At 56.1% G+C, this 26,503-nt stretch carries 28 protein-coding genes; 14 read left to right on the top strand and 14 right to left on the bottom strand.

Going from position 1 to position 26,503, the window contains the following annotated elements; genetic code table 11:
- Positions 1-22 precede the first annotated feature (22 nt).
- Entirely contained in the window at positions 23-763 is a 741-nt protein-coding gene (locus ABHF33_RS07055; RefSeq protein WP_348946287.1) for a substrate-binding periplasmic protein, read from the bottom strand.
- A gap of 77 nt (positions 764-840) precedes the next feature.
- Positions 841-2,136: a tryptophan--tRNA ligase gene (locus tag ABHF33_RS07050; protein ID WP_348946286.1), complete on the bottom strand. Its 1,296-nt coding sequence runs from the start codon at positions 2,134-2,136 to the stop codon at positions 841-843.
- A 153-nt stretch (positions 2,137-2,289) separates the two neighbouring features.
- On the opposite strand from ABHF33_RS07050, the gene rlmF reads away from it, so the two are divergent.
- Together rlmF and ABHF33_RS07040 are read left to right on the top strand one after the other, a co-directional pair.
- A complete protein-coding gene (rlmF, locus tag ABHF33_RS07045; RefSeq protein WP_348946285.1) occupies positions 2,290-3,231 on the top strand; it encodes a 23S rRNA (adenine(1618)-N(6))-methyltransferase RlmF in 942 nt (313 codons plus the stop codon).
- Between the two features lie 97 nt (positions 3,232-3,328).
- A complete protein-coding gene (locus ABHF33_RS07040; protein WP_348946284.1) occupies positions 3,329-3,610 on the top strand; it encodes a hypothetical protein in 282 nt (93 codons plus the stop codon).
- Between the two features lie 58 nt (positions 3,611-3,668).
- Here ABHF33_RS07040 and ABHF33_RS07035 read toward each other — a convergent pair whose 3' ends face one another.
- Positions 3,669-4,163 (bottom strand): hypothetical protein, encoded by a 495-nt coding sequence (locus ABHF33_RS07035; protein WP_348946283.1) that lies wholly within the window; start codon positions 4,161-4,163, stop codon positions 3,669-3,671.
- A gap of 160 nt (positions 4,164-4,323) precedes the next feature.
- On the opposite strand from ABHF33_RS07035, the gene ABHF33_RS07030 reads away from it, so the two are divergent.
- Entirely contained in the window at positions 4,324-4,932 is a 609-nt protein-coding gene (locus tag ABHF33_RS07030; protein WP_348946282.1) for a purine phosphorylase, read from the top strand.
- Entirely contained in the window at positions 4,922-5,131 is a 210-nt protein-coding gene (locus ABHF33_RS07025) for a cysteine-rich CWC family protein (protein WP_348946281.1), read from the top strand. The genes ABHF33_RS07030 and ABHF33_RS07025 overlap by 11 nt, the downstream gene beginning before the upstream one ends.
- Positions 5,132-5,195: 64 nt before the next feature.
- On the opposite strand, the gene ABHF33_RS07020 is transcribed toward ABHF33_RS07025, so the two are convergent.
- A complete protein-coding gene (locus ABHF33_RS07020; protein WP_157315040.1) occupies positions 5,196-5,615 on the bottom strand; it encodes a hypothetical protein in 420 nt (139 codons plus the stop codon).
- Between the two features lie 130 nt (positions 5,616-5,745).
- Between ABHF33_RS07020 and ABHF33_RS07015 the strand changes: the two genes are divergently transcribed.
- Both ABHF33_RS07015 and ABHF33_RS07010 read left to right on the top strand, forming a co-directional pair.
- Positions 5,746-7,050 carry a hemolysin family protein gene (locus tag ABHF33_RS07015; RefSeq protein WP_348946280.1) on the top strand — a complete coding sequence of 435 codons (1,305 nt, stop codon included), beginning with the start codon at positions 5,746-5,748 and terminating at the stop codon, positions 7,048-7,050.
- 87 nt (positions 7,051-7,137) lie between these two features.
- Entirely contained in the window at positions 7,138-8,337 is a 1,200-nt protein-coding gene (locus tag ABHF33_RS07010) for an MFS transporter (protein WP_348946279.1), read from the top strand.
- Between the two features lie 26 nt (positions 8,338-8,363).
- Here ABHF33_RS07010 and ABHF33_RS07005 read toward each other — a convergent pair whose 3' ends face one another.
- From ABHF33_RS07005 to ABHF33_RS06995, 3 genes are all read right to left on the bottom strand, one after another.
- Entirely contained in the window at positions 8,364-9,476 is a 1,113-nt protein-coding gene (locus tag ABHF33_RS07005) for a GGDEF domain-containing protein (protein ID WP_348946277.1), read from the bottom strand.
- Positions 9,477-9,670: 194 nt separating this feature from the next.
- Complete coding sequence (locus ABHF33_RS07000) at positions 9,671-10,765, bottom strand: patatin-like phospholipase family protein (RefSeq protein ID WP_348946275.1); 1,095 nt, start codon at positions 10,763-10,765, stop codon at positions 9,671-9,673.
- A gap of 90 nt (positions 10,766-10,855) precedes the next feature.
- Entirely contained in the window at positions 10,856-11,611 is a 756-nt protein-coding gene (locus tag ABHF33_RS06995) for a competence/damage-inducible protein A (protein ID WP_348946273.1), read from the bottom strand.
- Between the two features lie 72 nt (positions 11,612-11,683).
- Between ABHF33_RS06995 and ABHF33_RS06990 the strand changes: the two genes are divergently transcribed.
- Both ABHF33_RS06990 and ABHF33_RS06985 read left to right on the top strand, forming a co-directional pair.
- The gene (locus ABHF33_RS06990; RefSeq protein WP_348946271.1) at positions 11,684-12,031 is read left to right on the top strand and encodes a hypothetical protein; all 348 of its coding nucleotides are present in this window, start codon (positions 11,684-11,686) and stop codon (positions 12,029-12,031) included.
- 101 nt (positions 12,032-12,132) lie between these two features.
- The gene (locus ABHF33_RS06985; protein ID WP_348946269.1) at positions 12,133-12,411 is read left to right on the top strand and encodes a peptidylprolyl isomerase; all 279 of its coding nucleotides are present in this window, start codon (positions 12,133-12,135) and stop codon (positions 12,409-12,411) included.
- Positions 12,412-12,806: 395 nt separating this feature from the next.
- Here ABHF33_RS06985 and ABHF33_RS06980 read toward each other — a convergent pair whose 3' ends face one another.
- The 3 genes from ABHF33_RS06980 to ABHF33_RS06970 all read right to left on the bottom strand — a co-directional run bounded on the left by ABHF33_RS06980 (position 12,807) and on the right by ABHF33_RS06970 (position 14,693).
- The gene (locus tag ABHF33_RS06980; RefSeq protein WP_348946267.1) at positions 12,807-13,034 is read right to left on the bottom strand and encodes a TIGR02450 family Trp-rich protein; all 228 of its coding nucleotides are present in this window, start codon (positions 13,032-13,034) and stop codon (positions 12,807-12,809) included.
- 22 nt (positions 13,035-13,056) lie between these two features.
- Complete coding sequence (locus ABHF33_RS06975) at positions 13,057-13,578, bottom strand: GNAT family N-acetyltransferase (protein WP_348946266.1); 522 nt, start codon at positions 13,576-13,578, stop codon at positions 13,057-13,059.
- An 83-nt stretch (positions 13,579-13,661) separates the two neighbouring features.
- Positions 13,662-14,693, bottom strand: coding sequence for an extracellular solute-binding protein (locus ABHF33_RS06970; RefSeq protein WP_348946264.1), 1,032 nt, complete (start codon positions 14,691-14,693; stop codon positions 13,662-13,664).
- 220 nt (positions 14,694-14,913) lie between these two features.
- Between ABHF33_RS06970 and ABHF33_RS06965 the strand changes: the two genes are divergently transcribed.
- The 6 genes from ABHF33_RS06965 to ABHF33_RS06940 all read left to right on the top strand — a co-directional run bounded on the left by ABHF33_RS06965 (position 14,914) and on the right by ABHF33_RS06940 (position 21,623).
- Positions 14,914-15,633, top strand: a complete 720-nt coding sequence (locus tag ABHF33_RS06965) for a pseudouridine synthase (RefSeq protein ID WP_348946262.1) — start codon at positions 14,914-14,916, stop codon at positions 15,631-15,633.
- A gap of 193 nt (positions 15,634-15,826) precedes the next feature.
- Positions 15,827-17,215, top strand: coding sequence for an argininosuccinate lyase (gene argH / locus ABHF33_RS06960; protein WP_348946261.1), 1,389 nt, complete (start codon positions 15,827-15,829; stop codon positions 17,213-17,215).
- Between the two features lie 116 nt (positions 17,216-17,331).
- Positions 17,332-19,557: an ATP-binding protein gene (locus ABHF33_RS06955; RefSeq protein ID WP_348946259.1), complete on the top strand. Its 2,226-nt coding sequence runs from the start codon at positions 17,332-17,334 to the stop codon at positions 19,555-19,557.
- Between the two features lie 100 nt (positions 19,558-19,657).
- Positions 19,658-20,119 (top strand): GNAT family N-acetyltransferase, encoded by a 462-nt coding sequence (locus ABHF33_RS06950; protein ID WP_348946257.1) that lies wholly within the window; start codon positions 19,658-19,660, stop codon positions 20,117-20,119.
- On the top strand, positions 20,112-20,465 hold the full coding sequence (locus tag ABHF33_RS06945; RefSeq protein ID WP_348946255.1) for a YkgJ family cysteine cluster protein: 354 nt from the start codon (positions 20,112-20,114) through the stop codon (positions 20,463-20,465). The genes ABHF33_RS06950 and ABHF33_RS06945 overlap by 8 nt, the downstream gene beginning before the upstream one ends.
- A gap of 111 nt (positions 20,466-20,576) precedes the next feature.
- Entirely contained in the window at positions 20,577-21,623 is a 1,047-nt protein-coding gene (locus ABHF33_RS06940; protein WP_348946253.1) for an oxidoreductase, read from the top strand.
- Positions 21,624-21,821: 198 nt separating this feature from the next.
- Here the strand turns inward: ABHF33_RS06940 and ABHF33_RS06935 are convergent, their stop codons facing one another.
- From ABHF33_RS06935 to mutM, 4 genes are all read right to left on the bottom strand, one after another.
- Positions 21,822-22,535 (bottom strand): hypothetical protein, encoded by a 714-nt coding sequence (locus ABHF33_RS06935; protein WP_348946251.1) that lies wholly within the window; start codon positions 22,533-22,535, stop codon positions 21,822-21,824.
- 74 nt (positions 22,536-22,609) lie between these two features.
- Positions 22,610-23,362, bottom strand: coding sequence for a copper homeostasis protein CutC (locus ABHF33_RS06930; RefSeq protein ID WP_348946249.1), 753 nt, complete (start codon positions 23,360-23,362; stop codon positions 22,610-22,612).
- 175 nt (positions 23,363-23,537) lie between these two features.
- Positions 23,538-25,532: a dynamin family protein gene (locus ABHF33_RS06925; protein WP_348946247.1), complete on the bottom strand. Its 1,995-nt coding sequence runs from the start codon at positions 25,530-25,532 to the stop codon at positions 23,538-23,540.
- A gap of 88 nt (positions 25,533-25,620) precedes the next feature.
- Positions 25,621-26,436, bottom strand: coding sequence for a bifunctional DNA-formamidopyrimidine glycosylase/DNA-(apurinic or apyrimidinic site) lyase (gene mutM / locus ABHF33_RS06920; protein WP_348946245.1), 816 nt, complete (start codon positions 26,434-26,436; stop codon positions 25,621-25,623).
- Positions 26,437-26,503: the final 67 nt, after the last annotated feature.

Raw genomic sequence — 26,503 nt, 5'->3', positions numbered from 1 at the left:
GAGCTGTGCTTGCTACGCTGATTCAGTCAAATGGTTTGAAATAGGGGCGCTGCATGCCGGACGATAACTGGTATTTCTGCGCCAGCATTTCGTAAAAACCGTTGTTGCGCAGTTCGCGCATCGCCAGATCAAAACGGTCACGCGCGCTGGCCTCGCGGAAAATCAGCCGGTAGCGTGTTGGCGGAAAAAGTGCAAACGGACACAAGGCGCGGCTGTTTTTCGGGTCTACTTCACGGTTGAAGTGCTTGAAAATATTGATGTCGCTGATCGCGACCTGAATATGCCCGGCCCAGAGCATGCGGTTGAGCAGGTATTGCGGGCTGACTTCGCGATAGCGCTGTTTATCGTTGGTGATGCGGGCAAAGTCGGCACCCAGCAACTGGCTGGCATTGTGAAAGGCCGCAATATTGTAGCGCGTCAGATCGCTGATTTGCTGCAGCCGGATCTTGTCCTTGCATAAAGTCACGGCCATATTCTGGTAGATAATATAGGGCTCGGATGCGATGGCACCGCTTGCGGCGATGGTAGCGTCCAGCTTACCGACGGCCAGCAGGCCTTGCGAGCGCTTGTTTGGCATATGCTGGATATCGAGCTGGAATCCGGCGCGTTTGAGCGCGGTGACAATCAGCTCGTACTCCACGCCCGAATGTGTATCCTGCAGAATATACGGCGGTTTGTGTTCGCCCACCGCGACGCGAAACAGCGGTGCCGACATCGCGCCGCTGGCGAGTAATAATCCAATGCTGGCTAGCAGTGCTCGCATCAAATACCTCACAGGATTGTCCGTCGTCCTGTCCGGCATCAGCGCTGGTGATGCCGGACGGGGCGGGGATGTGTAACTTAGGCGGCGTTCAGCGCGTCCAGTGCTGCGGCAATTTCGTTTGCCACCACGCCATCGGCCAGTTTGACCGGCGCATCGGCATCCAGTGCCGCAATGCCTTCTTTTTTCAGCTTGCCAACCCACTGGCCCGCGTCTTTGCCCGAGGCAAAGCCCTGGCTTTCGAGCAGCAAACGACCGTGCGCATCGCTGAAGTTGAAGTAGAACTGGCCATCAGCTAGGCGGAATTGCTTGAACGTCGGCAGCGCCACTTTCACGGCTTTTTCTTTCGCCTGCGGGATCGCGTTCATACGGCGCAGGCCGACGGCTTCGCGCACTTCCTTGAGCAGTGGCGCTGCGACTGCGCGCGCTTTGGCTGCGCCGATTTGCAGCAATTCTTCAATGCGTTCCGGGTGTGCCATCAGCTCGGCGTAGCGCTCGCGCATCGGGCCGATCTGGCTTTCGATCAGGTCAAGCAATTGTTTTTTCGCATCGCCCCAGCCCAGACCTGCCACCAAGTCGGCGCGGAATTTCGCTGCTTGTTCTGGCGTCGCAAACGCTTCATAGATTGTGACCAGATGGCATTCCGGGTCTTTTGGCTCGCCCGGCAGCAGGCTGTTGGTCACGATCTTGGCAATCGCGTCTTTCAGCGCCTTGCTGCCGCCTTCAAACAGCGGAATCGTGTTGTCGTACGATTTGCTCATTTTGCGGCCATCAAGGCCGGGCAGGGTGGCAACGTGCTCTTCAATATGCGCTTCGGGCAGCACAAACAGCTCTTTGCCCGCACCAAACATATGGTTGAAACGCGCGGCAACGTCGCGTGCCATTTCGATGTGCTGAATCTGGTCGCGTCCCACCGGCACTTTGTGCGGGTTGAACAGCAGAATGTCGGCGGCCATCAGAATCGGGTAGCAGAATAGCCCCATCGTCACGCCATGATCGGGGTCTTCACCGGCGGCTTCGTTCACATCGGTGCTGGCCTTGTACGCGTGTGCGCGGTTCATCTGGCCTTTGGCGGTGACGCAGGTCAGCAGCCAGTTCAGCTCGGTGACTTCGGGTACGTCGGATTGGCGGTAGAAAGTCACGCGTTCGGGGTCTAGCCCGGCGGCGAGCCAGGTGGCGGCGATTTCCAGCCGCGAGCGCTCGATCCGCGCCGGGTCGTCACATTTGATCAGCGCATGGTAGTCGGCCATAAAAAAGAAGCAGTCGGTCTCTTGCGATTGGCTGGCCACAATGGCGGGGCGAATTGCGCCAACGTAATTGCCCAGATGTGGTGTGCCTGAAGTCGTAATCCCGGTTAAAACACGCGTGCTGCTCATTTTTATATCCCTGAAGCGAGTAAAGCGAAATAGCGGACAAGTCTAGCAGCGTCAGCGCCCGATGTGTGTGTTTTGGCACAAGATTGCGCTGGTTTCCAAGCTAAATTCTGTTAGGCTGGCAGCCTGTTTCAGATTGTCTGCCCTGTGCCGCCTATGTCCCGTTCTGCCGCCAAACCTGCCCCGTCTTCCTCCCGCCCGGAGCAAAAAAGCCGCTTGCATCCGCGTAATCTGCATCAGGGGCGCTATGATTTTGCTGCGCTGATTGCCGCCAGTGGCGAGCTGGCCGCGTATGTAGCGACCAATGCCTATGGCGATGACAGTATTGATTTTGCCAATCCGCAGGCGGTCAAAGCGCTTAATCGGGCTTTGCTGGCGCATTTTTACGGTATTACGCACTGGGATACGCCGGAGGGGTATTTGTGTCCACCCATTCCCGGTCGTGCTGATTACATACATACCCTGGCTGATTTATTGGCTGCTCGTCATGGTGAGATTCCGCGTGGCGATGCGGTGCGCGGGCTCGATATTGGTGTGGGGGCCAATGCCATTTATCCGCTGCTGGGGCGGGCAAGCTATGGCTGGCGTTTTGTCGGCTCGGATGTCGACCCCGTTTCTCTGGCTAATGCCGAGCAGATTTTTTCAGCCAACCCCGCGCTGGCGGGCGCGCTGGAAACGCGGCGGCAAACCTGGGCCACGCAGATTTTCACGGGCATCATCCGGCCTGATGATTATTTTGATTTCACGCTGTGCAATCCGCCGTTTCACGCCTCGGCCGCTGATGCGGCGGCGGGGAGCAATCGCAAGCTGCGTAATCTTGGTTTAGCAAATAAAAACCAGCCCAAGCCTCAGCTCAATTTCGCCGGGCAAAGCAATGAATTGTGGTGCGAGGGCGGAGAGGCGCGCTTTATCGGCCGCATGATAGAAGAAAGCGCCCAGTTTGCCGCGCAAGTGGGCTGGTTCAGCACACTGGTGTCAAAAAGCGAAAACCTGCCGGGCATCTATCGTGCCTTAAAGCGCCTGAATGCCCGTGAAGTCAAAACCGAGTCAATGGCACAAGGACAAAAAGTCAGCCGTCTTGTGGCCTGGCGTTTTTAGCTGTGCAGATGCGCCAGCGTAACGACTTTAGGGCTGGCAATATCGCGCATTATGGCCTTAGATACAGATACCTTATTTTGTCTGTTCAGGTGCCATCATGCAGTTCAATGAAGTCTTGCCCCAGCATTTTAGTACCATCGCCCGCGATCCTTTTCCGCATGTCCTGATCGAGCGCGCCCTGCTGCAAATGGCAGAGGGCAAACTGGACGGGCCAAAATTTCGTAATCAGGTAATGCTGGCCGCAGGCTGGAAGCACAGCAATCTGACCTCGTTTGGCAAATACCCGGAAGAAGCCGCTGCGGCGTTCAATCGTCTGCGCGAAATCCTGCTCAGTAATGAAACTCCCGAGCAAATCCTTAGTGCCTTGACGGGGAAATAGAAGGGTATAGCCATGCAGGTTAATTAGAATAAAGATTGCCTGGCTATACTTAATTGAATCACTCGGTTGTTAACGGGCTGCCCGGCCTTTGAATGGCGTGAGCCAATGCCGCTTCAGCTAGCGCCAGCGGCGTCCAGACTTCCTCATCTTCACCCACCAGACGGGTTTGCTCTGGTTCGGTGATTTGCATGATGCCGCAAATCTTCCATTCTTCATTCACCCAGCGCAATTGATAGCCCGTATGATGAACCCAGAAATGCTGGTCGGCACGGGCGACATGCCAGCATAGCTCGACCGTGGCGTGATCACGCCCAACCATCACTTGCTCGACAACCCGATAATGCGCACTGCGAAATCCTTGCTGGTAATACCAGTCAAACAGCACCGCTGTGGTATGACGCAATGGCTCAAATTCCGGCCAGTGCGTAATATCGCCCTGTACATTGGTGGTGAATGGCATCACAAATGTCGCCGCGACGCGGTCAACGTCCAGAGCCGAATAGGCCAGTCCAAAGTGTTCAAAAAATTCGTTTAATGCGGCCTGACGATCCATTTAAACCACCTCGGGTTGTCGGGAGGAGAGAGATTTATTAGTTTATTTATAAATTCTGATGTAATGGAAAATTGCTCAATACATGGGTGAGTGTGTCGTTTTCGCGCAAGAAAAGTCATCAACAAACGGGCTCTGCCCGTTCAATTCGGTCTGTAGAAATATGAAAATCGTCGTTGTTTTTCCCACCCGTACCGAGGCGCAGTTTTTTAGCCATCCGGATGTGATCGTTGAATTTTGTGGCGTCGGTTTAAGCAGTGCGGCCTACCGTACCAGCCAGATTATTGCCCAACATAAGCCTGACTGGCTGATTATGGCGGGCATCGCCGGGGTGTACCCTAGCTCGTCGCTGCAGATTGGCGAGGTAGTGCTGGTGGGTCATGAGTGCGAGGCGGATCTGGGGTTTTTTACCCCGCAAGGGTTTACCCATCTGGCTGAACTGGCTCTGGAGATGGATTTTGACCGGCAGCGTGACTGGCATTGCCCCTACATTCCGGCTCATCCGCCTTTTGCCGTGGCGCGCAGTAATTCGCTCAATGCCGCGATGGCGCCCTTTGTCTCGCAGCAGGACGTTGATATTGAAAATATGGAAGGCGCCGCATTTTTCCGCGTGTGTCTGGCCGAGCAGCAGCGCTTTTTGCAATTGCGCGCGATTTCCAATGTAGTACGTGTCGGCGATGACGAATGGGATTTTACCGGCTCGATCCGGCAATTAACGCAGGCGTTAACACAGTTGATCGAGCATCTGGCGGCGCAGCCCGATGTCTGCTAAGGCCTTGACCTGCGCGTCGTGCGGCGCAGCGTTTCATTGTGGCGCCGACGACATGGACGCGCCTTGCTGGTGCATGGCCTTGCCGCCGGTATTGCCTGTGCCTGAAGCAGACGCCAGCTGTCTGTGTCCGACTTGCTTGGCTGCGAGGTTGCAGGGGAGCGGGGTGTGGCCTGCATCAACAGACCGTCAGGACTGTTGATGCTATTGGAGTATATTGTCACAGGTCTTATTAATATTGGCTTAGGTGAATATACCTGCTGTTGCTAAGCATGATGGTGAGCCAGCGGGCTGGTCTCTTTCGGGCGCGCTTGCACGCTGGCGTGGTGGACTGCATCGTCCTGCAAGCCTTGCCAGAATAAATGCGCGCCTAGGGCATGGCTATGGTCGCTGACTTGTTGCCAGGCGCGGATGGCGTCGTCGGGGTTTTCAAACATCACAATTGATTTGTGGGCTTCGATGGCTTGCGCCAGTGTCATCATGCCAATGTCGTTTAGATAATTGACCAGACTGGTGCGGGATTTGGTGGTTCGCTCGTCGGCATGATCGTAGATCAGCACCAGAATCGCGTCGCTCATCTGTTCGGAAGCCAGGCGAACAAAATCAATGCGCGAAGAAACGGTAATACGGCCTTTGGTTTTGCTATTTCCCATTTTGTCCTCCACATCTTCAAATGCAAGATTCACTAGCTGCTCTTTTGGTGTAGCAGCTCCGGCCATAAAGCCCAAGCACTATTGCGTCAGGAGGCGGTGGGCGAACACAAGAACATCATCACTTTGCTCTATCATTGGGTATGCACTTCCTAGGATTTGAACGATGAATCTGCTGACAAGCTCCCTGCTGATCGGATTGCTGATTCTGATCAGCGCTTTTTTCTCGATTTCGGAAATCTCGCTGGCGGCCAGCCGGAAAATGAAGCTGGCGCAGATGCGCGATGAAGGCGACGAGCGTGCCGCGCTGGTCCTCGATTTGCTGGCGCAGCCGGGGCATTTTTTTACTGCGGTGCAGATTGGCGTGAACGCCGTGGCGATTCTGGCCGGTGTGCTGGGTGAAAGCGTCTATTCTGCGGCGCTGACCGGGTTTTTCTCGCGCCTGTTTGCGCCGGAGCTGGCGCAAACGCTGGGCTCGGCCTCGGCCTTTTTGCTGGTCACGGGGGCATTTATCCTGCTGGCAGATCTGATTCCCAAGCGAATCGGCATGGTGGTTTCCGAGGCCGTGGCGGTCAGGATTGTGCGGCCCATCCGCTTTTGCGTGCTGTGCCTGCGCCCCCTAGTCTGGTTTTTTAACGGTTTGGCCAATCAGGCGATGAAAGCGCTGGGCTTGCCCGATGCCCGCGCCAATGACATTACCACCGACGATATTCTGGCGATGGCCAGCGCAGGGGCGCTCAGCGGCGTGGTGGCCAAGCAGGAGCAGCAGCTGATTGAAAATGTGTTCGAGCTGGAGGAGCGCACCGCGCCGTCGAGCATGACTGCACGCGAGAGCATCATCTGGATTGACCGGCTGGAATCGGAAGACAGCATCAAGGCCAAGATTCTGGCCAATCCGCACGCCAAGTTTCCGGTTTGCATCGGCCATATTGATCAGGTCATCGGCTACGTGGATGCGCAGGATATTCTGTGCAATGTTTTACGCGGCGAGAGTATTTCGCTGCGTGGTGATGGCTTGCTGCGCAATGCGCTGATCCTGCCCGAAACGCTGTCGCTGGCCGAAATCATGGGGCAATTCAAATCGGCGCGCGAAGACTTTGCGCTGATTATCAATGAATATGCGCTGGTCGTTGGCCTGATTACGCTGAACGACATTACCGGCGCGCTGATGGGCGATCATAGTGTGGCGCTTGATGAGGAGCAGATCGTGCAACGTGACGCCAATAGCTGGCTGGTCGATGGCGTCACGGCGATTGGCGATCTGGAGCGTGTTTTCCAGATCGAGTCATTTCCCGATGATGATCAATACGAAACCATCGCCGGTTTTATGATGTATATGCTGCGCAAAGTGCCCAAGCGCACCGATTTTGTGTTGCACGCCGGTTTCAAGTTCGAGGTGGTCGATATTGACCATTACAAAATCGACCAGTTGCTGGTGACGCGGCAGGCTAGCGAGACTGATTCACTTTGAGTAGATACATGCCAGTGTATTGCTACACAAGCTATTTTGTATCGACTCTGCAAGAATATACCCCTTGTAAATTTAAGCGAGGCAGCCATGCCGAAGAATCCGCGCCAGGAAATGGCCATGCTGATCACCCTGATGCTGGTGATGTTTACCACCATTGCCGACTTTATGATCATGATGCCGCTGGCTTCGTATCTGATGGCCGAGATGCACGTCAACGCCGCGCAATTTGGCTTGCTGGTGTCAGCGTATTCGCTGGCGGCGGGGGCATCGGCGCTGCTGGCTTCGTCGCAGGCCGACCGTTTTGATCGCCGCCATGCGCTGCTGTTCTGTTATGCCGGGCTGATGCTGGCGACGCTGGCTTGCGGTCTGGCGGGCGGGTTTTACAGCCTGCTGCTGGCGCGGGTGCTGGCGGGTGTTTTTGGCGGCGTGATCGGTTCGATCTGCCTGGCTATTGTGGGCGATGTTATTCCTCCCGAGCGACGCGGGCAGGCTATGAGCTGGGTGATGCTGGGCTTTTCGCTGTCGGCGGTTGCTGGCGTCCCGCTGGGGCTGTGGCTGGCGGCGCATTATGGCTGGCGCGTGCCGTTTCTGGTGTTAACCTTGATGTGTGTTGCCGTGGCTCTGGCGATTATGCGCTGGATTCCGCCAGTGCGTTCGCACCTGGCGACGTTTAATCGCGATGCCAGCTGGGTCGAGAATTATCGCGAGCTATTGCAGAATAAAAATCACTGGTGGGCGGTGGGGCTGACGGCGATGCTGATGGTGTCCGGTTTTCTGGTTATTCCGTATATTGCGCCGACGATGGTCGCCAATGTGGGCATTTCGCCGCATGATTTGATGTATATCTATCTGGTGGGTGGCGCTGGCACCATGATTAGTCGCCCGCTGATTGGCCGCCTGGCCGATCGCTACCCGCTGGCCAATGTGGTGGCGGTGCTGGTGGTGCTTAGCTTTATCCCGATTGTGCTGGTGACTCAGACGCTGCAGCTCTCGCTGGCTTGGCATTTGCTGTTTTCATTGCTGTTTTTTGTTTTTGTCAGCGGCCGCTTTATCCCGGCGACCGCGCTGGTGACTGGCGCGACGCAGCCGCATTTGCGCGGCCGCCTGATGGCGTTTAATTCGGCGATCCAGAATTTTGCTTCCGGTGCGGCATCTCTGCTGGCCGGGCTGATTCTGACGCAGCAGCCGGGCGGCTATCTAAGCCATTACGGTTGGGTGGGTTTGCTCAGCTGCGTGGCCGGCCTGGTGGCGATCTGGATGGCAAGGCGGGTGCATGCGGTTTCATAATGGGGTATGGCTGCGTAGATCTTGATTTAGCTGATCTGCAGGCCAATACCCTCTGAGTCTTGTGAGTCGCTTTCTTTGTGCGCCTTGTAGGCGCTTTTCATAATGTACATTTGCGCATCGGCGTGATGAATCAGCTCTTCGGGCGAGCAATACACTTCCGGCCCGGTTGCGGCGCAGCCAATGCTGAGCGAAATGCATTCCTCGCGTTTATACATTTCTTCGAACAGGCGACGGATATAGATTTCTTCGGCCTGCGCTAGCGTGCAATTGGGCAGGATAATGCAGAATTCGTCGCCACCGTAGCGAAAGCAGCTGTCTTCGATGCGCGAAATACGGCGGATTGCGCTGGCGACATAGCGCAAGACTTCATCGCCGCGCTGATGGCCGTGCGTATCGTTGGTCTGCTTGAAGTCGTTGATATCGATATACACCAGCGACACGGTTTCATGCCGCCGCTCGGCCAGCCGCAGCGCCTTGGTCAGCGTCTCGCTCAGGTCGCGCACATTGAACAGGCCGGTGAGCGGGTCGGTGCGCGAGGCGTTTTCCAGCTGCCGGGTGCGATCGCGTACTTTCTCTTCCAGCGAGCGGGCGTATTGTTCGGATTTGTTTTTCGAAGTTTCGATTTCGGAAACCAGGCTGCGGATATAGGTTTCGAACACCAGCGCAATATCGAACATAAACAGCTTTTCCAGCGCCAGCAGCGTGGCTTTGCGCTCGGTCTCGTCGTTCAGTGTCAGCTCGATTAGCTCATTGAGCAATTGTTTCAGCGTATGGATGCCGGCCAGATACAGCTTGGGCTCGACGCCGATCCGCTTGTGAACCAGCCCGATGCGCAGCCGGTTATTAACGTATTCTAGGTCGTACACGCCGCTGAATAAATCAATCACATACTTGCGTTGCGCCATGCGCAGCCGCCCCAGCGTATCGGCGTCGCCAATCAGCAGCGCGATTTCGGGCACGCTGGTTTGCAGCTCGTAAAACTTGGCGACGACGGTGTCGATGCGCAACTCGGCCATCGTTTTGAAGCGCACCAGCGCATCGATGTCGGCGTCGGCAAAGTTGAACAGGTTTTTGCGATACTCAACCTCGAAATCGGTAATCCGCATCTGCTCGAGCAGTGTTTGGTCAGTCTGTCTCACTCAGATTCCTTTGCGTGTCAGAGGATGAACTGAAGCTTGGGGTGGTTGAGATTGGCTTATTCAATCAAGCCAACGTCAACATTTTCTAGGTATAAACAGGGACTTATCTATTTACAACTGCTTGGCGAGTTGTGGTCAAGTCAGTTATAGATCAACTTGATGGGTATGGCCATGTAGGCCATGCCCATCAATGATTACAGGGCTATACCTGATGATTTGGGTTTTGTGCTGTTGGGTTTTGGATTATTGGGTTTTGGACTGTTAGGCTTTGGGTTGGGCGCTGCAAAGTGCTGCGCTGCGTACGCTTTGGCGGTTTGATAGCCCACTTGATACAGCGTAGTCAGATTGCTGCGCGACCAGTCAAACACATCAGGCAGGTCTTCCGGCGTAATCGCATCGAGCAGCGGCACTTTATGCAGCGTGATCTGCTCGTCGGCATTGTGCAGCGCTTCGAACAGTTTCACGTCGTCGCGGGCGATTTCGACCAGCGGCGTGATAATCGACATCACCCAGGCGTCGTACAGATCGCGCGGTTTGCGCAGCAGCTTTTCTGCTCCGAGCAAGTCGAACACCACAATCTCGCCCAAGTCGCCGTCGTAATGATCGACCAGTGCTTTGAAATTCAGGCAGTCAATCGCCGCGCCTTCGATATAGAAATCGCCATCGAGCTCGGTGGGCGGATACAGATAGGGGAAAGACAGCGCGGCTTGCAGCTTCTGGTTGTCGATGTCGGCTTGCGACCAGTTCACCATTTTGCGCTGGCTCAGATTGTAGGCGTTGACCCACAGATCCACCGGGCTGTCTTTGAGCGCGGCAAAGTCGATCAGCGTTTCGGCAAACGGCACGTGCGCGCACAGGCCGAGCGATTGCGCCGACAAATCGCTGGGGCAGGCTGAAGCGAGCATCAGCTCAGTTGTATCCTTGAGCGTTTGCGTCACCGGATTGCTGGCTGGCCAGCTTTGCAGCGCTTGCACCATTGGATTATTGGCGAGCAGGCTGCGATACACGTCGGCCAGCGGGCCGGGTTTGTTGAAGACTTTGAAATTGACCGGAAAAGCCTGATACAGAAAATCGGCGATGCCCATTTCCTGCATGCCGCGCAGCGAGGCGACGGCATCGCCATTTTTTGGCGCGGCGTACAAAAGGCCGAGCAAGGCGCCGGCACCGGCCATCGAGATAATGTCAAACTCGACGCCTTGTTCGTAAAAAGCTTCCAGTGCGCCGGCCACCAGCGTGGCATTGGGTGCGCCGCCACTGATAATCAGGGCCCGTTTGTGTTTTGCCATCATGTGCTCCGCTTGGGGGGTGAATGACAAAGACGGTAAGCTTTTATGTCGCAATGCACAAATTAAATTTATCTTCGCTGTTGCGCAATGCCATCAGGTCAGGCTATCCGGCGTAAACCAGCGGATGCCCAGCGCGTCCAACTGCGCTTGCAGCAGCGCCATCGCCGCCTGGGCGCTGGTGGGCTCGCCGCTGGTGCTGAACTCGATATGCGGCGTGGCGTGGCGCGCATTGCCGTAGCTGGGCAGGCTGCTAAAGCCGATGCCGGGGTGAGCGTCGAGCAGCGCCTGCATCACGCCAACCAGCTCGCCTTCTTTGGCATCGGGAACGATGATGCTGCAAATATGGGGGGCGATGCCATCGGTGTAGTGCGTGGTAAGCACCCATTCCAGCATCGGCCAGGCCATGCTGGGAAAGCCGGGCAATAGCGCATGCTGGCGGAAAAAAGCCCCGGCCACCTGATTGACCGGATTGGGGATCAGGCTACTGCCTGCCGGAAAATCGGCCATCTGGATGCGATAGGGGAAGGCGTCTGCGCCAAAACGTTGTTCGATCAAGGCGGCGGCTTCCGGGTGGCGCTGCAAGTCGACGTTGGCGGCCTGAGCCAGCGCCAGCCGCGTATGGTCATCCGGCGTGGCACCGATGCCACCAAAGGAAATCACATTTGCGCCATCATGCAGCGTTTCCCGGAACGCACGCTCGATCACGGCAGGCACATCCGGCAAATAGCGCACCCCGGCGAGCTGATGGCCATGCTGCTGTAGCGTTTTTAAAGCCACGGCAAAATGCTGATCCTGCCGCCGACCGCTTAAAATCTCATCGCCAATGATAAAAACCTGAAATTGCGCCATAGCCGTGCTCCTTTGCGAGAAAGCGATTTTACCGCGTAAAATCAGCGCTTGAATCGCCACAGTGGAAATCGAATGAGCACACGAATTTTAATGATCCAATTGCAGCCGCATCGGGTGCCGACCATGGATGAAGCCAAAGCCCGTGCGGCGCTGGCCGATTTTGCCCAGCAGCCGCTGGTGATTGGCCACCGCGTCACCGAAGGCGACGAAAACGGCGCATTTATCAATTTTGAATACAAAACCAGAGATCTGGCGGCGCTATGGCATGAATGCAAAGAGCGGATTTACCAGAACTCCTTGCTGGCTTTTCAATTGCAGCGCGCCAGCATGGCCATTGCGCAGGGCGATGACGGCTGGGAAGATTGCCTGCTGTTGCATCATTTCGACCCCGCCATCGAAGTGGATGAATTTCTGGACTAATTGGGTCGGCTGCGCTTGAAAAACCAAGTGTCTGCCACGACCTAGCCAGCAGTAGGCGATGAATCAATCGCCTTTTTTATTGTTTAAATTTGGAGTTTCCCATGGTTCAAGCCACCGCCAGCCACTTGCTCGTGAGTACCGAAGCACAATGTATCGCTCTGAAAGAGCAAATTGCCGCTGGTGCAGATTTTGCCGCCGTCGCTAAAGAACACTCTAGCTGTCCATCGGGCGCACAGGGCGGCGCTTTGGGCTCGTTTGGCCCGGGCATGATGGTGCCGGAATTCGATAAAGTGGTATTCAGCGCGCCGCTGAACGAAGTGCAAGGCCCGGTGAAAACGCAATTTGGCTACCACTTGCTGATCGTGACTAGCCGCGGCTAATTGATCTGAGCCCGTCTGCGCTTGTTGCAGACGGGGTGCTAACTGAATGGGTATTGCTCTGTAGCGCTTGCTGGATAAGTGCTACGGAGCAATACCCATAGTACATTGGCAATGTTCTCGTTTCGTGTTGATCGTTTTTAGCGCCTTCGGCGCGGTGTTTTACAGTCGCAATCCGCGACAGGGACTCACTTTCTTTGCTTCGCCAAAGAAAGTAAGCAAAGAAAGGCGCCCCCCCGCCTGCGGCCCTCCGGGCTTCCCTCGATCGGTCGCGAGCCAAACGGTAAAGCTATTTGTCTCGCTCCACTCCCTCGGCGATGGGCGAGAGGGGATTTCAAGCCCTAGACCCACCAGCGGTGGTTCGGATCAACACGTATTGAGAACATCGCCAGTTCATTCTAGTGCCAGCCGACTCGCCACTGCATTTCGTCGGCCAGCGCGCTCCAGTGCTGTGTGAAATGGCGCTTGCTCAGCACCGCTTCCAGTGTGACTTGCTCAACTTTTTGTGCGTCGTCAGGGTTGGCTGTCACTTGGACGACGATAAAGTGCTTTTCACGATGTTGCGGCACCACGGCGGTCCATTTGCTATGGAGCAGTTTTTTCGGGTGCCAGCTGCGTTGGGGCATGGTGATCTCCTTGCTGTCCGGTTTAGCCATCCACCGGCTGCTGCGGTGTGCTCAGTATTTTCTGATAAAAAACCAGATCGAGCCAGCGGCCGAATTTGAAACCAACTTGTGGGAGTATACCGCTGTAGGCAAAGCCCAGCTTCTCATGCAGGGCAATACTGCCTTTGTTTTCGGCATCGATGGCGCCGACCAGTACATGCTTGCCTTGCGCTTGTGCCGCGTCGAGCAGATGGCGCAAGAGTATTTCGCCCAGCCCGCGGCCACGATGGCTTTGCTCGACATAGACGGCGTGTTCGACGGTGTATTTGTAGGCCGGAAAAGCGCGAAATGGCCCGTAGCTGGCAAAGCCCATCAGCACGCCTTGCTCGTTTTCCAGCCCGATGATCGGGAAATTGCCCGCCTGTTTGGCAGCAAACCAGTCGGCCATATTGGCCATGGTGCGCGGCTGGTAATCGTAAAGCGCGGTGGTATGCACAATGGCGTCGTTGAAAATCGCCAGAATGGCGGCGGCGTGACGATCAAACTGGCATTGGACTAAAAGCATGGTGGTGTATGGCTTGGAAGTGGGTCAGAAACCGTGCCGGGCGTCACCCGACAATATGAATTGATCTTACCCGCTTTGCTGGTTTAAAAGCCGTCTTTTTTATGCCCCGACAGAATACGCGTCCAGAGCCGGGCGCGCTCGGCGCTGTCTTCTACTGGCTCGAGCCAGATCAGCTTGTCTTGGGCGTGCGCCGTATCCGATTCCTGCAGGGTATTGGCTAGGCCTTGCTGCTCGACCAACTGGCGGCTCATTTCCTTGCCCAGCGTGAAATTGATCCAGGCGTGGGCCAGCGGTAGGTTTTCCGCGCCGGGTAGAATGGCCCAGCAGTCCAGCCAGGCCAGCGCGCCTTCCTTGGGGATCACATAGTCGATGTCAGCGCCGGCTTTTTTCAGCAAACTGACCTGCTGGCTGCCGTAGTTGGCGTAGATCAGCGCAATCGGCGTGTCTTTGAAAATCTCGACCACTTCTTCTGGGGTTTTATAAAAGCGGTACACATTGCGCCGCAAATCAACCAGCTTGCTGACGGATTTGAAGGTTTGCTCGCGGCTGAGCTGGAAGGGGTTGCGATAGCCTAGCTGCATGGCGGCAATGCTGAAATTGTGCGCGCTGCCGTCAAAAGCCAGCACCTGATCTTTATACGCCGGATTCCACAGCTCGTTCATCGACTGCGGTGGTTTCTTCACCAGCTTGCGGTTGTAAATCAGCCCCATTTCCGAGTAAGTGTAGGGCACGGCGTAGCGGGTATTGTTGCGGCTGAGCACCGGGATATTCCGGAAGCGGCTTAGCTGTTTTTTGCTATTGGGAATCTGCTTCAGATCGATAGGCACGGCCAGCGCCTGATCGATTAGTTGTTGCAGTACGGCGGTATTGAGCGCTACCACGTCGAAATTGCGCCCATGATTGCGGTTGACCCGTTGCCACAGCTCGTCGTCATCATCGACATAGCTGACTTCGACTTTCGCATCATGCTGCTTTTCAAACAGCCTGACCTGTTCCGGCTCGGCGTAGCCCGGCCAGGCCAGCACCCGCAGCACGTCCTGCCCCGCTGCCGGCCATGCCGCCAGCAACGTCAGGCTGGCGAAAAAAAGCTTGGTGATCGCTGCGTTTTTTTTCATGATGTGCTTAGGTTCTGTATGGATCTTGGGCGCGCTGATGCTGGGCTAGCGCCTTAATGACAAGCCGCTGATTACAAACAGTTTGCAGTGTAGTACGAAAGCTGCGGTGTGCACTACTTTTGGGCGGAATGCTTGCAAAGGGGCTAAAACCTCGCCCATGCGCTGGCTGGCCGTTTTACAATACGCTCCTTGAACTGATTAACCGATAAAGAGCTGCATAATGAAAAAAACCTCGCTGGATCGTATTTTGCAAAGTCAGGGCTTTGGCTCGCGCAAAGGGTGCCGCGACCTGATCGAAGAAGGCGAGGTGAAGGTCAATGGCGAGCTGGTGACCAAATGGAAAACCGAGTTTGACCCGGCCGGATTGCAATTTACCGTCTTTGACGAGGAGTGGGAGTATCGCGAAAAAGTCTATCTGGTGCTCAATAAACCCAGCGGCTATGAGTGCTCGCGCAAGCCAACGCACCACCCGGCAGTGCTGACGCTGCTACCGGAAAACATGGAATGGCGCGACGTGCAGCCAGTGGGGCGGCTCGATCACGACACCACCGGCATGTTGTTGCTATCGGACGATGGCACTTTTATTTACGCGCAAAGCTCGCCCAAACGCCATCAACCCAAAACCTATCTGGCGACGACTGCCGAGCCGGTGACCGACAAACTGGTTGCCGATCTGCTCGCGGGGGTGAAGCTGATCGACGAGGACGAGCCGATTGCCGCGGTTTCAGCGGTGAAGCGCGGCGACCATCAGATCGAAATTGTGCTTGAGCAAGGCAAATACCATCAGGTTAAACGCATGCTGGCTGCCGCTGGCAACCATTGCGCGGCGCTGAGCCGCACCGCAATTGGCGATTTGCAGCTGGCCGATCTGGATCTGGAAATCGGTGAATGGCGTTTTCTGAGCGAGGCCGAGCTGGCGATTTTGAATCGGCAAGATTAGGTCTGCTATGGGTATATCTATAAAGGTCTTTATAGGCTTGTCTTGTATTGATATACCCGTTCGTATTTGACTTGCGTACTCCCAAAGCTGTATCCGTGCGCACTCGTCAGTTCACGCCGAAGCGCGCACCTTGCTGCGTGTTTTCCCGTATAATCGCGAACGATTTTCCCTATCTTTTTCAGGAAGTTTTGCAATGTCTGATTCCGCTCATAAAGCCTGGTCCGGTCGTTTTAACGAGCCCGTGTCCGAGCTGGTAAAACGCTATACCGCATCGGTGTTTTTCGATAACCGCATGGCGGAAGTAGACATTCAGGGCTCGCTGGCGCACGCCGGTATGCTCAATCAGGTCGGGGTGCTGTCTGACGACGATCTGCGTGCGATTCAGGGCGGTATGGCCGATATTCTGGACGACATCCGTGCTGGCCGTTTTGAGTGGAGTCTCGACCTCGAAGACGTGCACATGAATATCGAGCGCCGCCTGACCGACAAAATCGGCGACGCGGGCAAACGCTTGCACACCGGTCGTTCGCGCAATGATCAGGTGGCAACCGATATTCGCCTGTATTTGCGCGGCGCGATTGATGTGCTGCTGGGTCTGGTGCGTGACTTGCAGCATTCGCTGCTTGATCTGGCTGAGCGCAACGCCAGCACGGTGATGCCCGGCTTTACGCATTTGCAAGTGGCGCAGCCGGTGACGTTTGGCCACCATATGCTGGCCTACGTCGAAATGCTGGGTCGCGACGCCGAGCGCCTGGTCGACACGCGTAAACGCGTCAACCGTATGCCGCTGGGCTCGGCGGCGCTGGCGGGAACGACTTTCCCGATTGATCGCAGCATTACCGCTAAATTGCTGGGCTTTGAAGGTATTTGTGAAAACTCGCTCGACGCCGTGTCAGACCGTGATTTTGCGATTGAATTTACCGCCGCTGGTTCGCTGATCATGACGCATCTGTCGCGCCTGTCGGAAGAGCTGATCTTGTGGATGAGCCCGCGCTACGGCTTTATCGATATTGCCGACCGTTTCTGCACCGGCTCTTCCATCATGCCGCAAAAGAAAAACCCGGACGTGCCCGAATTGGTGCGTGGCAAAACTGGCCGTGTGAATGGCCATCTGGTCGCGCTGCTCACATTGATGAAAGGCCAGCCGCTGGCGTACAACAAAGACAATCAGGAAGACAAAGAAGGCCTGTTTGATACCGTTGACACGCTGACTGACACGCTGCGAATTTACGCTGACATGATGCGCGGCATCACCGTGAAACCGGAAGCAATGGAGCGCGCGGCCAAGCAAGGCTTTGCGACGGCGACCGATCTGGCCGATTACCTGGTCAAACGCGGCCTGCCATTCCGTGACGCGCATGAAGCGGTGGCGCTGGCGGTGCGTTACGCCGAAGAGAAGAAAAAAGATCTGGCCGATCTAACGCTGGTCGAGCTTAAATCCTTCTCGGCACTGATCGAAGCCGACGTACAAGCCGTGCTGACTTTGCAAGGCTCGCTCGATGCACGCAACCACGTGGGCGGCACTGCGCCATTCCAGGTGCTGGTGCAGATCGCCAAATGGCGCGAGCGTCTGGGCGGCTAAACCAAGCCGCTGATTCGAGCCCGCAACCCCGGTTTCAGCCGGGGTTTTTCGTTGCTGGCGCAGCGTGCCTGCCCTCGCTATAGTCAAGTATGCTTTTTTGGCGTTCGAGGTGCATCATGCAGACCAGCCCAGCTGCGCAGCCACCGTCCTTGCTGGCGCTGCGGCGCTTGCAACGGCATTTTGTTGTGCTGCTGCTGGCGGTGTTGACGCCAACGTTGCTGGCGCTGTGGTGGTATCAGCATTACGCCGAATCGGTTGAAGAATCCCGCCTGCTGGCTTCTACCGAATCGCATGTTTTGCAACAACAACTGGCTTTCGAGCAGGTGCTGCAGGTGGCGACCAATCATCTGCAAAGATTGGCGCTGCAAATGGGCGACTCGATGTCGCGCCCGGAGCTGGGGCTGGACCCCGGTGCCTGGCGGTCGCTGGAAAAATACGGTGCCCGGCGTATGGGCAGCGGAGCCTTGATCGATCCCCAGCTTGATCCGTGGTGGCAGGCGCGTTTCGGGCAATTGTTTGTTGCGCCGCGCGCGCTCAAACAGCCTGATCTGGCACGGGAAATTCGTGCTTCGCTGGCGCTGTTTCCGGCCATGTATGCCGCTCATCAGGCACACCCGTATTTTCAATGGTCGTATTTCTATTCGCCCCGCGAAGATTTTTCCAGCATTTATCCTTTTGTTGCCGAGCGCGATATTTTGCAAGCCACGGGCACGCAGGATATTGACGCCATGCTGAAGGTGATTTTTGACGCAGGCGGCACGACGCCGGTGCAGATGATGTCGCCCAATCGCAATCCGCAGCGCGAAAGCCGCTGGACGGCACCCTACTATGATGCCGGTGGCAAAGGCGCCATGGTCAGCCTGCTGCGCCCCCTGTATCTGCAAGATCAGTTTGCCGGGGTGCTGGGGACGGATGTCACCTTGCGCATGTTTGCCGAGGTATTGCACAAGGAAGGTGGCGAGCTGGGGCATGCGCTGGTGCTCAACTCGCTGGGCCATGTGCTGGCCGATGACGCCGGGCAGGTGCTGGAGAGCAAGGATATTCTGAAGGCCGATCAGGTGCTGCCCGCTGCCATGCTGCAATTGCCGCTCTCGCAGCTACTCAAAGACAAAAGCACTTTGCAATCGAACGGGCAGTGGCGCTGGCGGGTGCTGCCCTTGCGCGGCAGCCAGTGGTATTTGCTGGTGTATTTTTCCGAGCTGGAGCTGGCGCAGGCCAAGGCGCGTCAGGTGATCAATACGCCGCTGATTCTGCTAGGCTTGCTGGCGGTGTTGCTAATGGCCATCTGGGCCATATCCTATCTGTTTGCAGTGCCGGCGCTCAGACTGGTTGATTTTCTGAATCATTTGCAGGGCAATCCGCAGTCGGCCTTGCCCAGTGTACCCAAGGTCTGGCAATCCTCGTTTAGCCAGGTGGCGGCCACGGCGAAAGAGCGCGCCGACTATCTGGCCGAGCTGGAGGGGCATTCCGAAAGCCTGGAGCAGACGGTGAATCTGCGCACGCGCGAGCTATTGCAAGCCAACGATGTATTGCGGCAGACGATAGATCAGCTCAAGGCCACGCAAAAGATGCTGGTTGAATCGGAGAAAATGGCTGCGCTGGGCTCGCTGGTGGCCGGGGTTGCGCACGAGCTCAATACCCCGATTGGCGTGAGCGTCACAATGGGCTCCACATTACAGGAAAAAAACCGCGAGCTGGCGCAGGAAATCACTGCGCAAACCTTGCGCAAGGCCGCGCTAGCCGATTATGTCGAGGTGGCCGAGCAGGGCTTGCAAATCCTGATGCGTAATCTGGAGCAGGCCGCACAGCTGGTCAGCAGTTTTAAGCAGGTGGCGGTTGACCAGACCAGCGATCAGCGGCGGCAGTTTGATCTGGCCCAGCTGGTGCAGCAGGTCATGCAAACCATGGGCGTACTCTATGGTAACGACCGCCTGCAGGCGCGTCTGCCCGAGGGGCTGGTGCTGGATAGTTTTCCGGGCGCGCTGGTGCAGGTGCTGAACAATCTAATCTCGAACGCTGAAATTCATGCCTTTGACGGCGTGGCCAATGGTCAGGTGATGATCGAGGCCGATGTACTGGATGGCGAGCGGGTGCGTTTGCAGGTGCGCGACAATGGGGTCGGGATCAAGCCCGAACATCTGTCGCATATTTTTGAGCCTTTCTTCACTACCAAACTGGGGCATGGTGGCTCGGGACTGGGGCTCAATATTGTTTACAACATTGTGCACTCGGTACTGGGCGGCGAGATCGAGGCGCAGAGTGTGCCGGGGCAGGGCGCAAGCTTTACGCTAATTCTGCCGCTACGCGCGCCCGAGCGCGGAGCAAGCCCACCTGCGGAATAATTCACCCCAACTGCCAGCACTGTCTGGCACCACGCCGGGCGGCAACACGGCGCGATTTAAACTCGGTTAAAATGGCGCTTTTCCCTCTTGAGCTGTACTGATGCGAACCTGGCGCTGGTATGCCTTTGCCGATTTTGACGCGCAAACCCTGTTTGCCTATCTGCGTTTGCGGCAGAACGTGTTTATTGTCGAGCAAGCTTGCGTATATCCCGATATTGACGAGCTGGATCGGCTCTCCACCCATTTGCTTGGCTGGCAGGATGGTCAGATCGTCGCCTGCCTGCGTCTGGTGCCACCCGGGCTGAAATTTGCCGAGCCCTCAATCGGCCGCGTGATTACCGCGCCACAAGCCAGAGGTACAGGGGTGGGGCATGTGTTGCTGGATCTTGGTTTAAAAGGTTCTACAGAGCAATACCCTGGGCAGAATAATCGTATCGGCGCGCAGGCGCATTTGCAGGCTTTTTATGCCGCGCACGGCTTTGTGACGGTGAGCGAGCCGTACGACGAAGACGGCATTGCCCACGTTGATATGCTCTGGCAGGCGAGCGTCGCCGATGTTTGAGCAACGCGACCAGATTCGTGTCTTGCGCGCCAGTATTCCGGCTTTTGACTGTATCCCCGGCTGCCATGATTGCTGCGGCCCGGTGCTCGCTTCCAGCGAGGAAGTCTCGCGCTTGCCGCGCAAAACGGCAGCGCAGCGCGAGCAGGCGCTGGCCGATTACAACTGCGTCCATTTGGGCGAAAACGGCTGCACCGTCTACAGCGAGCGGCCGCTGATCTGCCGCCTGTTTGGCACGACGCCGCGTCTGCCGTGCCCGCATGGGCGCGCACCGGCAGTGATGGTTGCGCCACAGATAGACCGGCAGATTGCTCGTTTCTTGATTGAAATCCGGCAAGTGCTGATCTGAGCCATCCGGTGGCTACTGCCCTGATGGACATGCATTTGCGACAAAACCTTACAGACAAGACGATCACTTTTCGATATAAATTCGCCACCGCTCACCAGAAGGAAGCTCGCTTTGAGCCAGTTTGAACGCCTGCGCGTTGGCCTGATTGCCTATGGCTACGCAGCCAAAACTTTTCATGCGCCGCTAATTGATGCCACACCGGGTCTGAAATTGACCGCCATCGCCAGCTCTCGCCCGGCCGATGTGATTGCCGACTGGCCGGATATTGTGGTCAAAACCGAGCCCGACCGGCTGATTACTCACCCCGGCCTTGATCTGGTGGTGATTGCCACGCCCAACGACACGCATTATCCGCTGGCGCGCGCCGCGCTGGCGGCAGGCAAACATGTGGTGATCGACAAACCGTTTACGCTCGATCTGCACGAAGCCGATGATTTGCTGCAACGCGCCGAAGAGGCGGGCAAGATTTTGTCGGTGTTTCATAACCGCCGCTGGGATAGCGATTATCTGCATCTGAAAGCCCTGCTGGAGCAGGATGCGCTGGGGCGGGTGGTTGAGTTTAGCTCGCACTTCGATCGCTTCCGCCCGCAAGTGCGCACGCGCTGGCGCGAAGCCAATATTGCCGGTGCCGGCCTGTGGTACGACCTAGGGCCGCATCTGATCGATCAGGCGCTGCAATTGTTCGGCCTGCCCGATGCCGTGAGCGCCGATCTGAATCTACGCCGTGATGGCGCGCAAGCGGTGGACGATTTTCATGTCGTGCTGCACTACAAAACCATGCGCGCTGTGCTGGCCGCCAGCACGCTGGTGCACGGCGGCACGCCGCGTTTTCTGGTACAGGGCACGGAAGCGGCGTATTCGGTGGACGGGCTCGACATGCAGGAAGGCTGGCTCAAAGCCGGATCACGCCCGGATCGCGCCGATTGGGGCGTTGATACCCGTTGCGCAATGCTGTATCGCTCGATCGACGATCAAATTAATACCGAGCAGCACCCCTTGCCACAAGGCAACTACGCCGCCTATTACGCCGCAATCCGTGACGCCATTCACGGCTCCGCCCCCAATCCCGTCAGCGCCCGCGACGCCCGTGAAGTCATGCGCATCCTCGATCTAGCACGCCAGAGCAGCGCAGAAGGGCGGAAGATTGCGGTGATTTGAAACGGCAAATCGTCTTTTTTTTGTGTGGGTATATCGTTGTGGATATTTAACTGATTGGCTTTGGGTGATATACCTAGGCTTGGTATCGGTGTGTAGGGCGTATTCGACGCGAAGCGGCAATACGCCTGATGGTGAAAGTTGAATTGCCTGCGGCGCAATACTTGCGGTGCTGTCAGATCAAGTCTGAACTTCTACAAGTTATGCATCGTCGTCCGCAAGTTCTTTGTGCCCAAACTCCCAGAACTCGGGTTTTATTTGATTGAAGAGCTGACCTTGCTTTTCAGCGATTTTTGCAATCTGGGTACCTAAGTTGGTTAGCTTGCAATGTTTATATCCTCGGAATTTCTTCTCAACGAGACCCTCTTCAAGTAATGCTTCTATATCACGGATAAAACTCTCGTTTTTTGAAAACTTTCCGGAAACGGCTGCCCACGTTTTGGGCGAGACATATAGCTCTGCAAGTGACCTTGAGCTGCCCAATTTTGCAACCATTAATTCCAGCTGAGACTCTCGCAGAATCTCAGCAATTGGTAGCTCTTTACCTCTACCTTCCACACCAAGGCTCTTGATAATCTTCTCGGTTGTTTGGGCAATTTCCTGTTCTACAACTTTCGCTACATCTGCTCTAGATGACTGAGTGAACTGTCTTTCATTTTCCAAATACTGCGCATAATAGGAGTCTTCTTGAATTTGTGCCCGAAACTTGGTTTGAAGCAAAAAGAGCGCTCCGATAAAGACTGGAACATTCACGATAGCAGCGATAACCAAGGCTCCTGTAGCCCAATCTGGTTTGGTGATTTGCTGCGCGGCAAGGAGGAAGGAGGCGTTAACCGTAATGAGACCAACTAGCCAAGCCGCTAACAGTTGGATTGGTTTTGTAACTTTTTCGGGAGTGATTTTGTGGTCGGTCATAGTGCTCAAAATACATAAAAACTATCAAAAGGCCTCGTTGGGCCGATAACAGCCCAATTTAGTTTGGCCGTACATTACAACCCCGCCTGCGCATTCGCCAGTAACTCCCTTACCAACGCTGCGTCGGTTTCGACGATGCTGTATTCGTCCTGCCCCGGCGCGCCCATTTTGACGTTTGGGTTGCGGTAAGTCATGGCGCTGGGGAAGGGCGCGCGGCCTGAGCTGTGAAATTCGCGGCAGCCGGTGTGCTGCACCAGCTCGGCGATATTGTGGCCGCGCACGCCAGCGCCAGGCATCACGATCAGCCGCTCGCCTGCTTGTTGCTGTAATTGTTTCAGCAAGGCCGCGCCTTCCATTGCTGTGGCGGCCTGACCGCTAGAGAGCAGCCGTGTGCAGCCAGTGGTGATGATGTCTTCCAATGCCTGCTGCGGATCGGCGGCAACGTCAAAGGCGCGGTGGAAAGTCACCGGCATGGTGCCAGCCAATTCGACCAGACGTTTTGTGCGGGGTATATCGATAGAGCCATTGCTGTTCAATAGTCCGATGACAATACCATCCACCCCTATCTTTCTGCACATTAGTACATCGCGCTCCATCACTTCGAATTCGACCTCGGAGTAAAGAAAGTCGCCGCCGCGCGGGCGGATGATGGCGTTCAGACCGATCCACAGCCGGTCGCGCGCTGCGGCGAGTGCGCCGTACGATGGCGTGGTGCCGCCTTCGAGCAGGTTGTCGCAAAATTCGACGCGGTGTGCGCCGCCTTCCTGCGCGGCTAAGCAGGACGTCACCGAACCGGCGCAGATTTCTAACACAATCTCATTGCTCATTTTGGACTCGATTACCGTGGGCTATATGGATCAAAACATTATCTGTGTTGCGGCTCTGGCAGGGCAAGTCAGTATTTACGGTGATTTGGGTTTGGTGGGCAGGAAAGGTTTTAAATTCATGTTGATATAAAAAAACGCCGCAGGATTGCGGCGTCTTTTTGCGTTAGTCGATCACTTAAGCGGCTTTGCTTTGCATCTCGGCGTGCAGCGCACCGTAAACGCCACGCAGCTGGCTGTTGAGCTCGGCAATTTGCTCGACCAGCTGGCGGCTCATTTCGTCCAGCTCCTGGATGCGGTCTTCCAGTGTATCGGTCGCTTTGTGGATGCGTTTGATCGACTCCAGACGGCGGCGCAGCTGCAATTGGTGCTCGCGTACTTGCGTTTCCATCGGTGCCATCACCGCTTTAAGCCAGTTTTCCACATCGCGGTTGGCGACTTCAAAGACATACACCACCCGGCTGGCAACGGTTTCAAAGAATTTGTGCGTCAAGCGGCCGCGGCTGGTGGTGAGCAGATTGCCGACGGTGTTGAAGTGCTCACGGAAGGATTTTTCCAGCCGCGCCAGCTCTTTGTGATATTTCAAGGTGGAGAACGGTGGCGGTGTGGCGGTGCCCAGGCCGTGTTCTTCGCTGAATTTCTTGTACATCGCGGCCATCATGGCCTGAATTTCGGCGACTTGTTCGGCTGATTTGGAAATCGAGCCATTCACATCGACAAAGAATTTATCCATCGTGGACGAGAGGCCGCCGTCGCCAAACGAGAACAGGCTGCGTTCCATCTGGTCGCGAATGCGCTCGATCTCGGCTTTGAGGGCGTCTTTGCCCAGCAGTGAAAACAGCTTGTTAGTCTGCTGCGTAAAGACCGAGCGCAGCGCCTGAAAGCGCACCAGACCTTGCTCGAATTGTTTTTTGTCGAGCTGGACTTTGTCCATCATCTGTACGATGACGTCTTGGTTTTTGCCGCGCAAGCCGGTGAGCTCGGTGAGCTGCTCTTTCACGCCGTCCTGACGCGCCTGCAAAATCCCGCGCACAGCAGTCACCACGTCTTCAACTTCGCTTTGCGTGGCATCGCGAACGATATCCTGTTTGCCGGGCAGCAGATCGTCCGACAGTGCTTTTTCCAGCGCCATCAGGCGTGATTTGGTCAGCAGATTTTCATCATTCTGTACTTTGGCAACCAGCGCTTTTTGTGCTGAAACCGGATAAACCTGCGATGGTGGCATCGCGAGTAATTCGGCGGTGGTTTTTACCTGCTTGACGATTTCGGCTTCGATTTCATTGGCCGATTTCAGATCGTCCCACAAGCCGTCGATTTTGTTCAGTACGACCAAGCGGCCACGTTTGCCGCTCTGGTTGCGCACAATATGATTGCGCCAGACTTCGATGTCCGATTTGGTCACACCGGTATCGGCGGCCAGAATAAACAGAATCGCGTGCGCGTTCGGCAGCAGGTTCAGCGTCAATTCCGGCTCGGTACCGATGGCATTCAGACCCGGCGTATCCAGAATCACCAGACCTTGCTCAAGCAGCGGGTGCGGGAAATTGATGATGGCATGTCGCCAGCACGGGATTTCGACTTCGCCATTGGCGTCGAGCGCAACGACCTGATCCGGGTCGCTTTCATCAAACAGGCCGAATTTTTTGGCTGTCTCGACATTAACGCGCTGGGTGCGGCCGATTTCCTTGAAGGCTTCCTGCATCGAATCGGCATCATCAATATCCAGCGCAATATTGTGCCATTCGTCCTGATAGCGGCGATATTCAACGGTGGTGACGTTATCGGCGCGGGTTTCAATCGGTAGCAATTGCAGGCACGGTGCTTTGCTGCCGTCGTGCAAGAGCTCGGTCGGGCACATGGTGGTGCGGCCAGCGCTCGATGGCAGAATGCGTTTGCCGTAATGGGCAAAGAAAATGGCGTTGATCAGCTCGGATTTGCCGCGCGAGAATTCGGCAACAAAGGCGATATTGAGTTTGTCTTCTTTCAGGCGCTCAATCATGCCGGCAATGCGCAAGGCAGTTTGCGAATCGTTTAGGTCCTGATCATTGAGCCAGCGCGAGAGCTGGGCTATTGACTGCGTCAGATTGCCACGCCAGGCGCTGTAGGCCTGAAAGTTGGCGACCAAGTGATCGTTTGCTGCCACTTCCTGTTGATGCAGGTAATCGGTACTCATCTCGTCCCCTTACGCGCTGTGCGTCGTCTGCGTGGCCTTGGGTAAGCCTTATTCGTATTCTGATTTATGCCGCTTGCGTGTCAGATTGTCAATGCTGGCATTGCGGACAGTAGAAAGTTGCACGCTGCGCCTGCCGAATCTGGCTGATGGGTGTGCCGCACACCCGGCACGGCTGGCCTGCACGGCCATACACATAGCTATTAATCATAAAGTAACCGGCCTTGCCGTCGCTATCGACGTAATCCCGTAAAGTGCTGCCTCCGGCCGCAATGGCTTCGGTGAGCGTGGCTTTAATCTGCTCGCTCAGAGCCAGGATTTCTGCGTTGTTTAAAGTCTGGCCGGATTTAGCCGGGTTGATGCGGGCGCGAAATAGCGATTCGGATGCGTAGATATTGCCCACGCCGACGACCAGGTGATTATCCATAATCAGCGGTTTGATGGCGGTGCGTTTATTGGCCAGTTGTGCACCCAGATAGGCTGAGCTGAACTCGGAACTTAATGGCTCTGGCCCGAGGCTGGCAAGGTGCGGGTGTTCCAGCGGGTTGCCAGTTAGCCACAGCCAGGCACCAAAGCGGCGCGGGTCGCGGTAGCGCAGCCGTATGCCATTTTGCAACACCAGATCGATATGATCGTGTTTTTCGGCGGGAAACGCTTCGGTCAGTACCCGCAGGCTGCCGGACATGCCCAGATGAATCAGAATGCTGCCGGTGGCCAGCTCAAGCAGTAAATATTTGGCACGCCGCCGCACCGACAGTATGCGCTCGCCGCTGGCCAGCGCCGATAAATCGGCGGGCACAGGCCAGCGCAGGCGGGGATTGCGGACTATGATTTGCTCTATCGTGGCATTGAGCAAATGGTCTTGAATGCCACGGCGGGTGGTTTCAACTTCGGGTAATTCGGGCATGGTCGCAGGCTTGGGGTTGGACTTTGAGTTCTAGTTTACCTAATATCGGCATTCTGTCTTTAATATA

The organism is Chitinibacter sp. FCG-7 (genome assembly GCF_040047665.1).
GTDB lineage: Bacteria > Pseudomonadota > Gammaproteobacteria > Burkholderiales > Chitinibacteraceae > Chitinibacter > Chitinibacter mangrovi.
The sequence above is the reverse complement of the archived record's forward strand: the minus strand, read 5'-3'. Positions and strand labels throughout refer to the sequence as shown.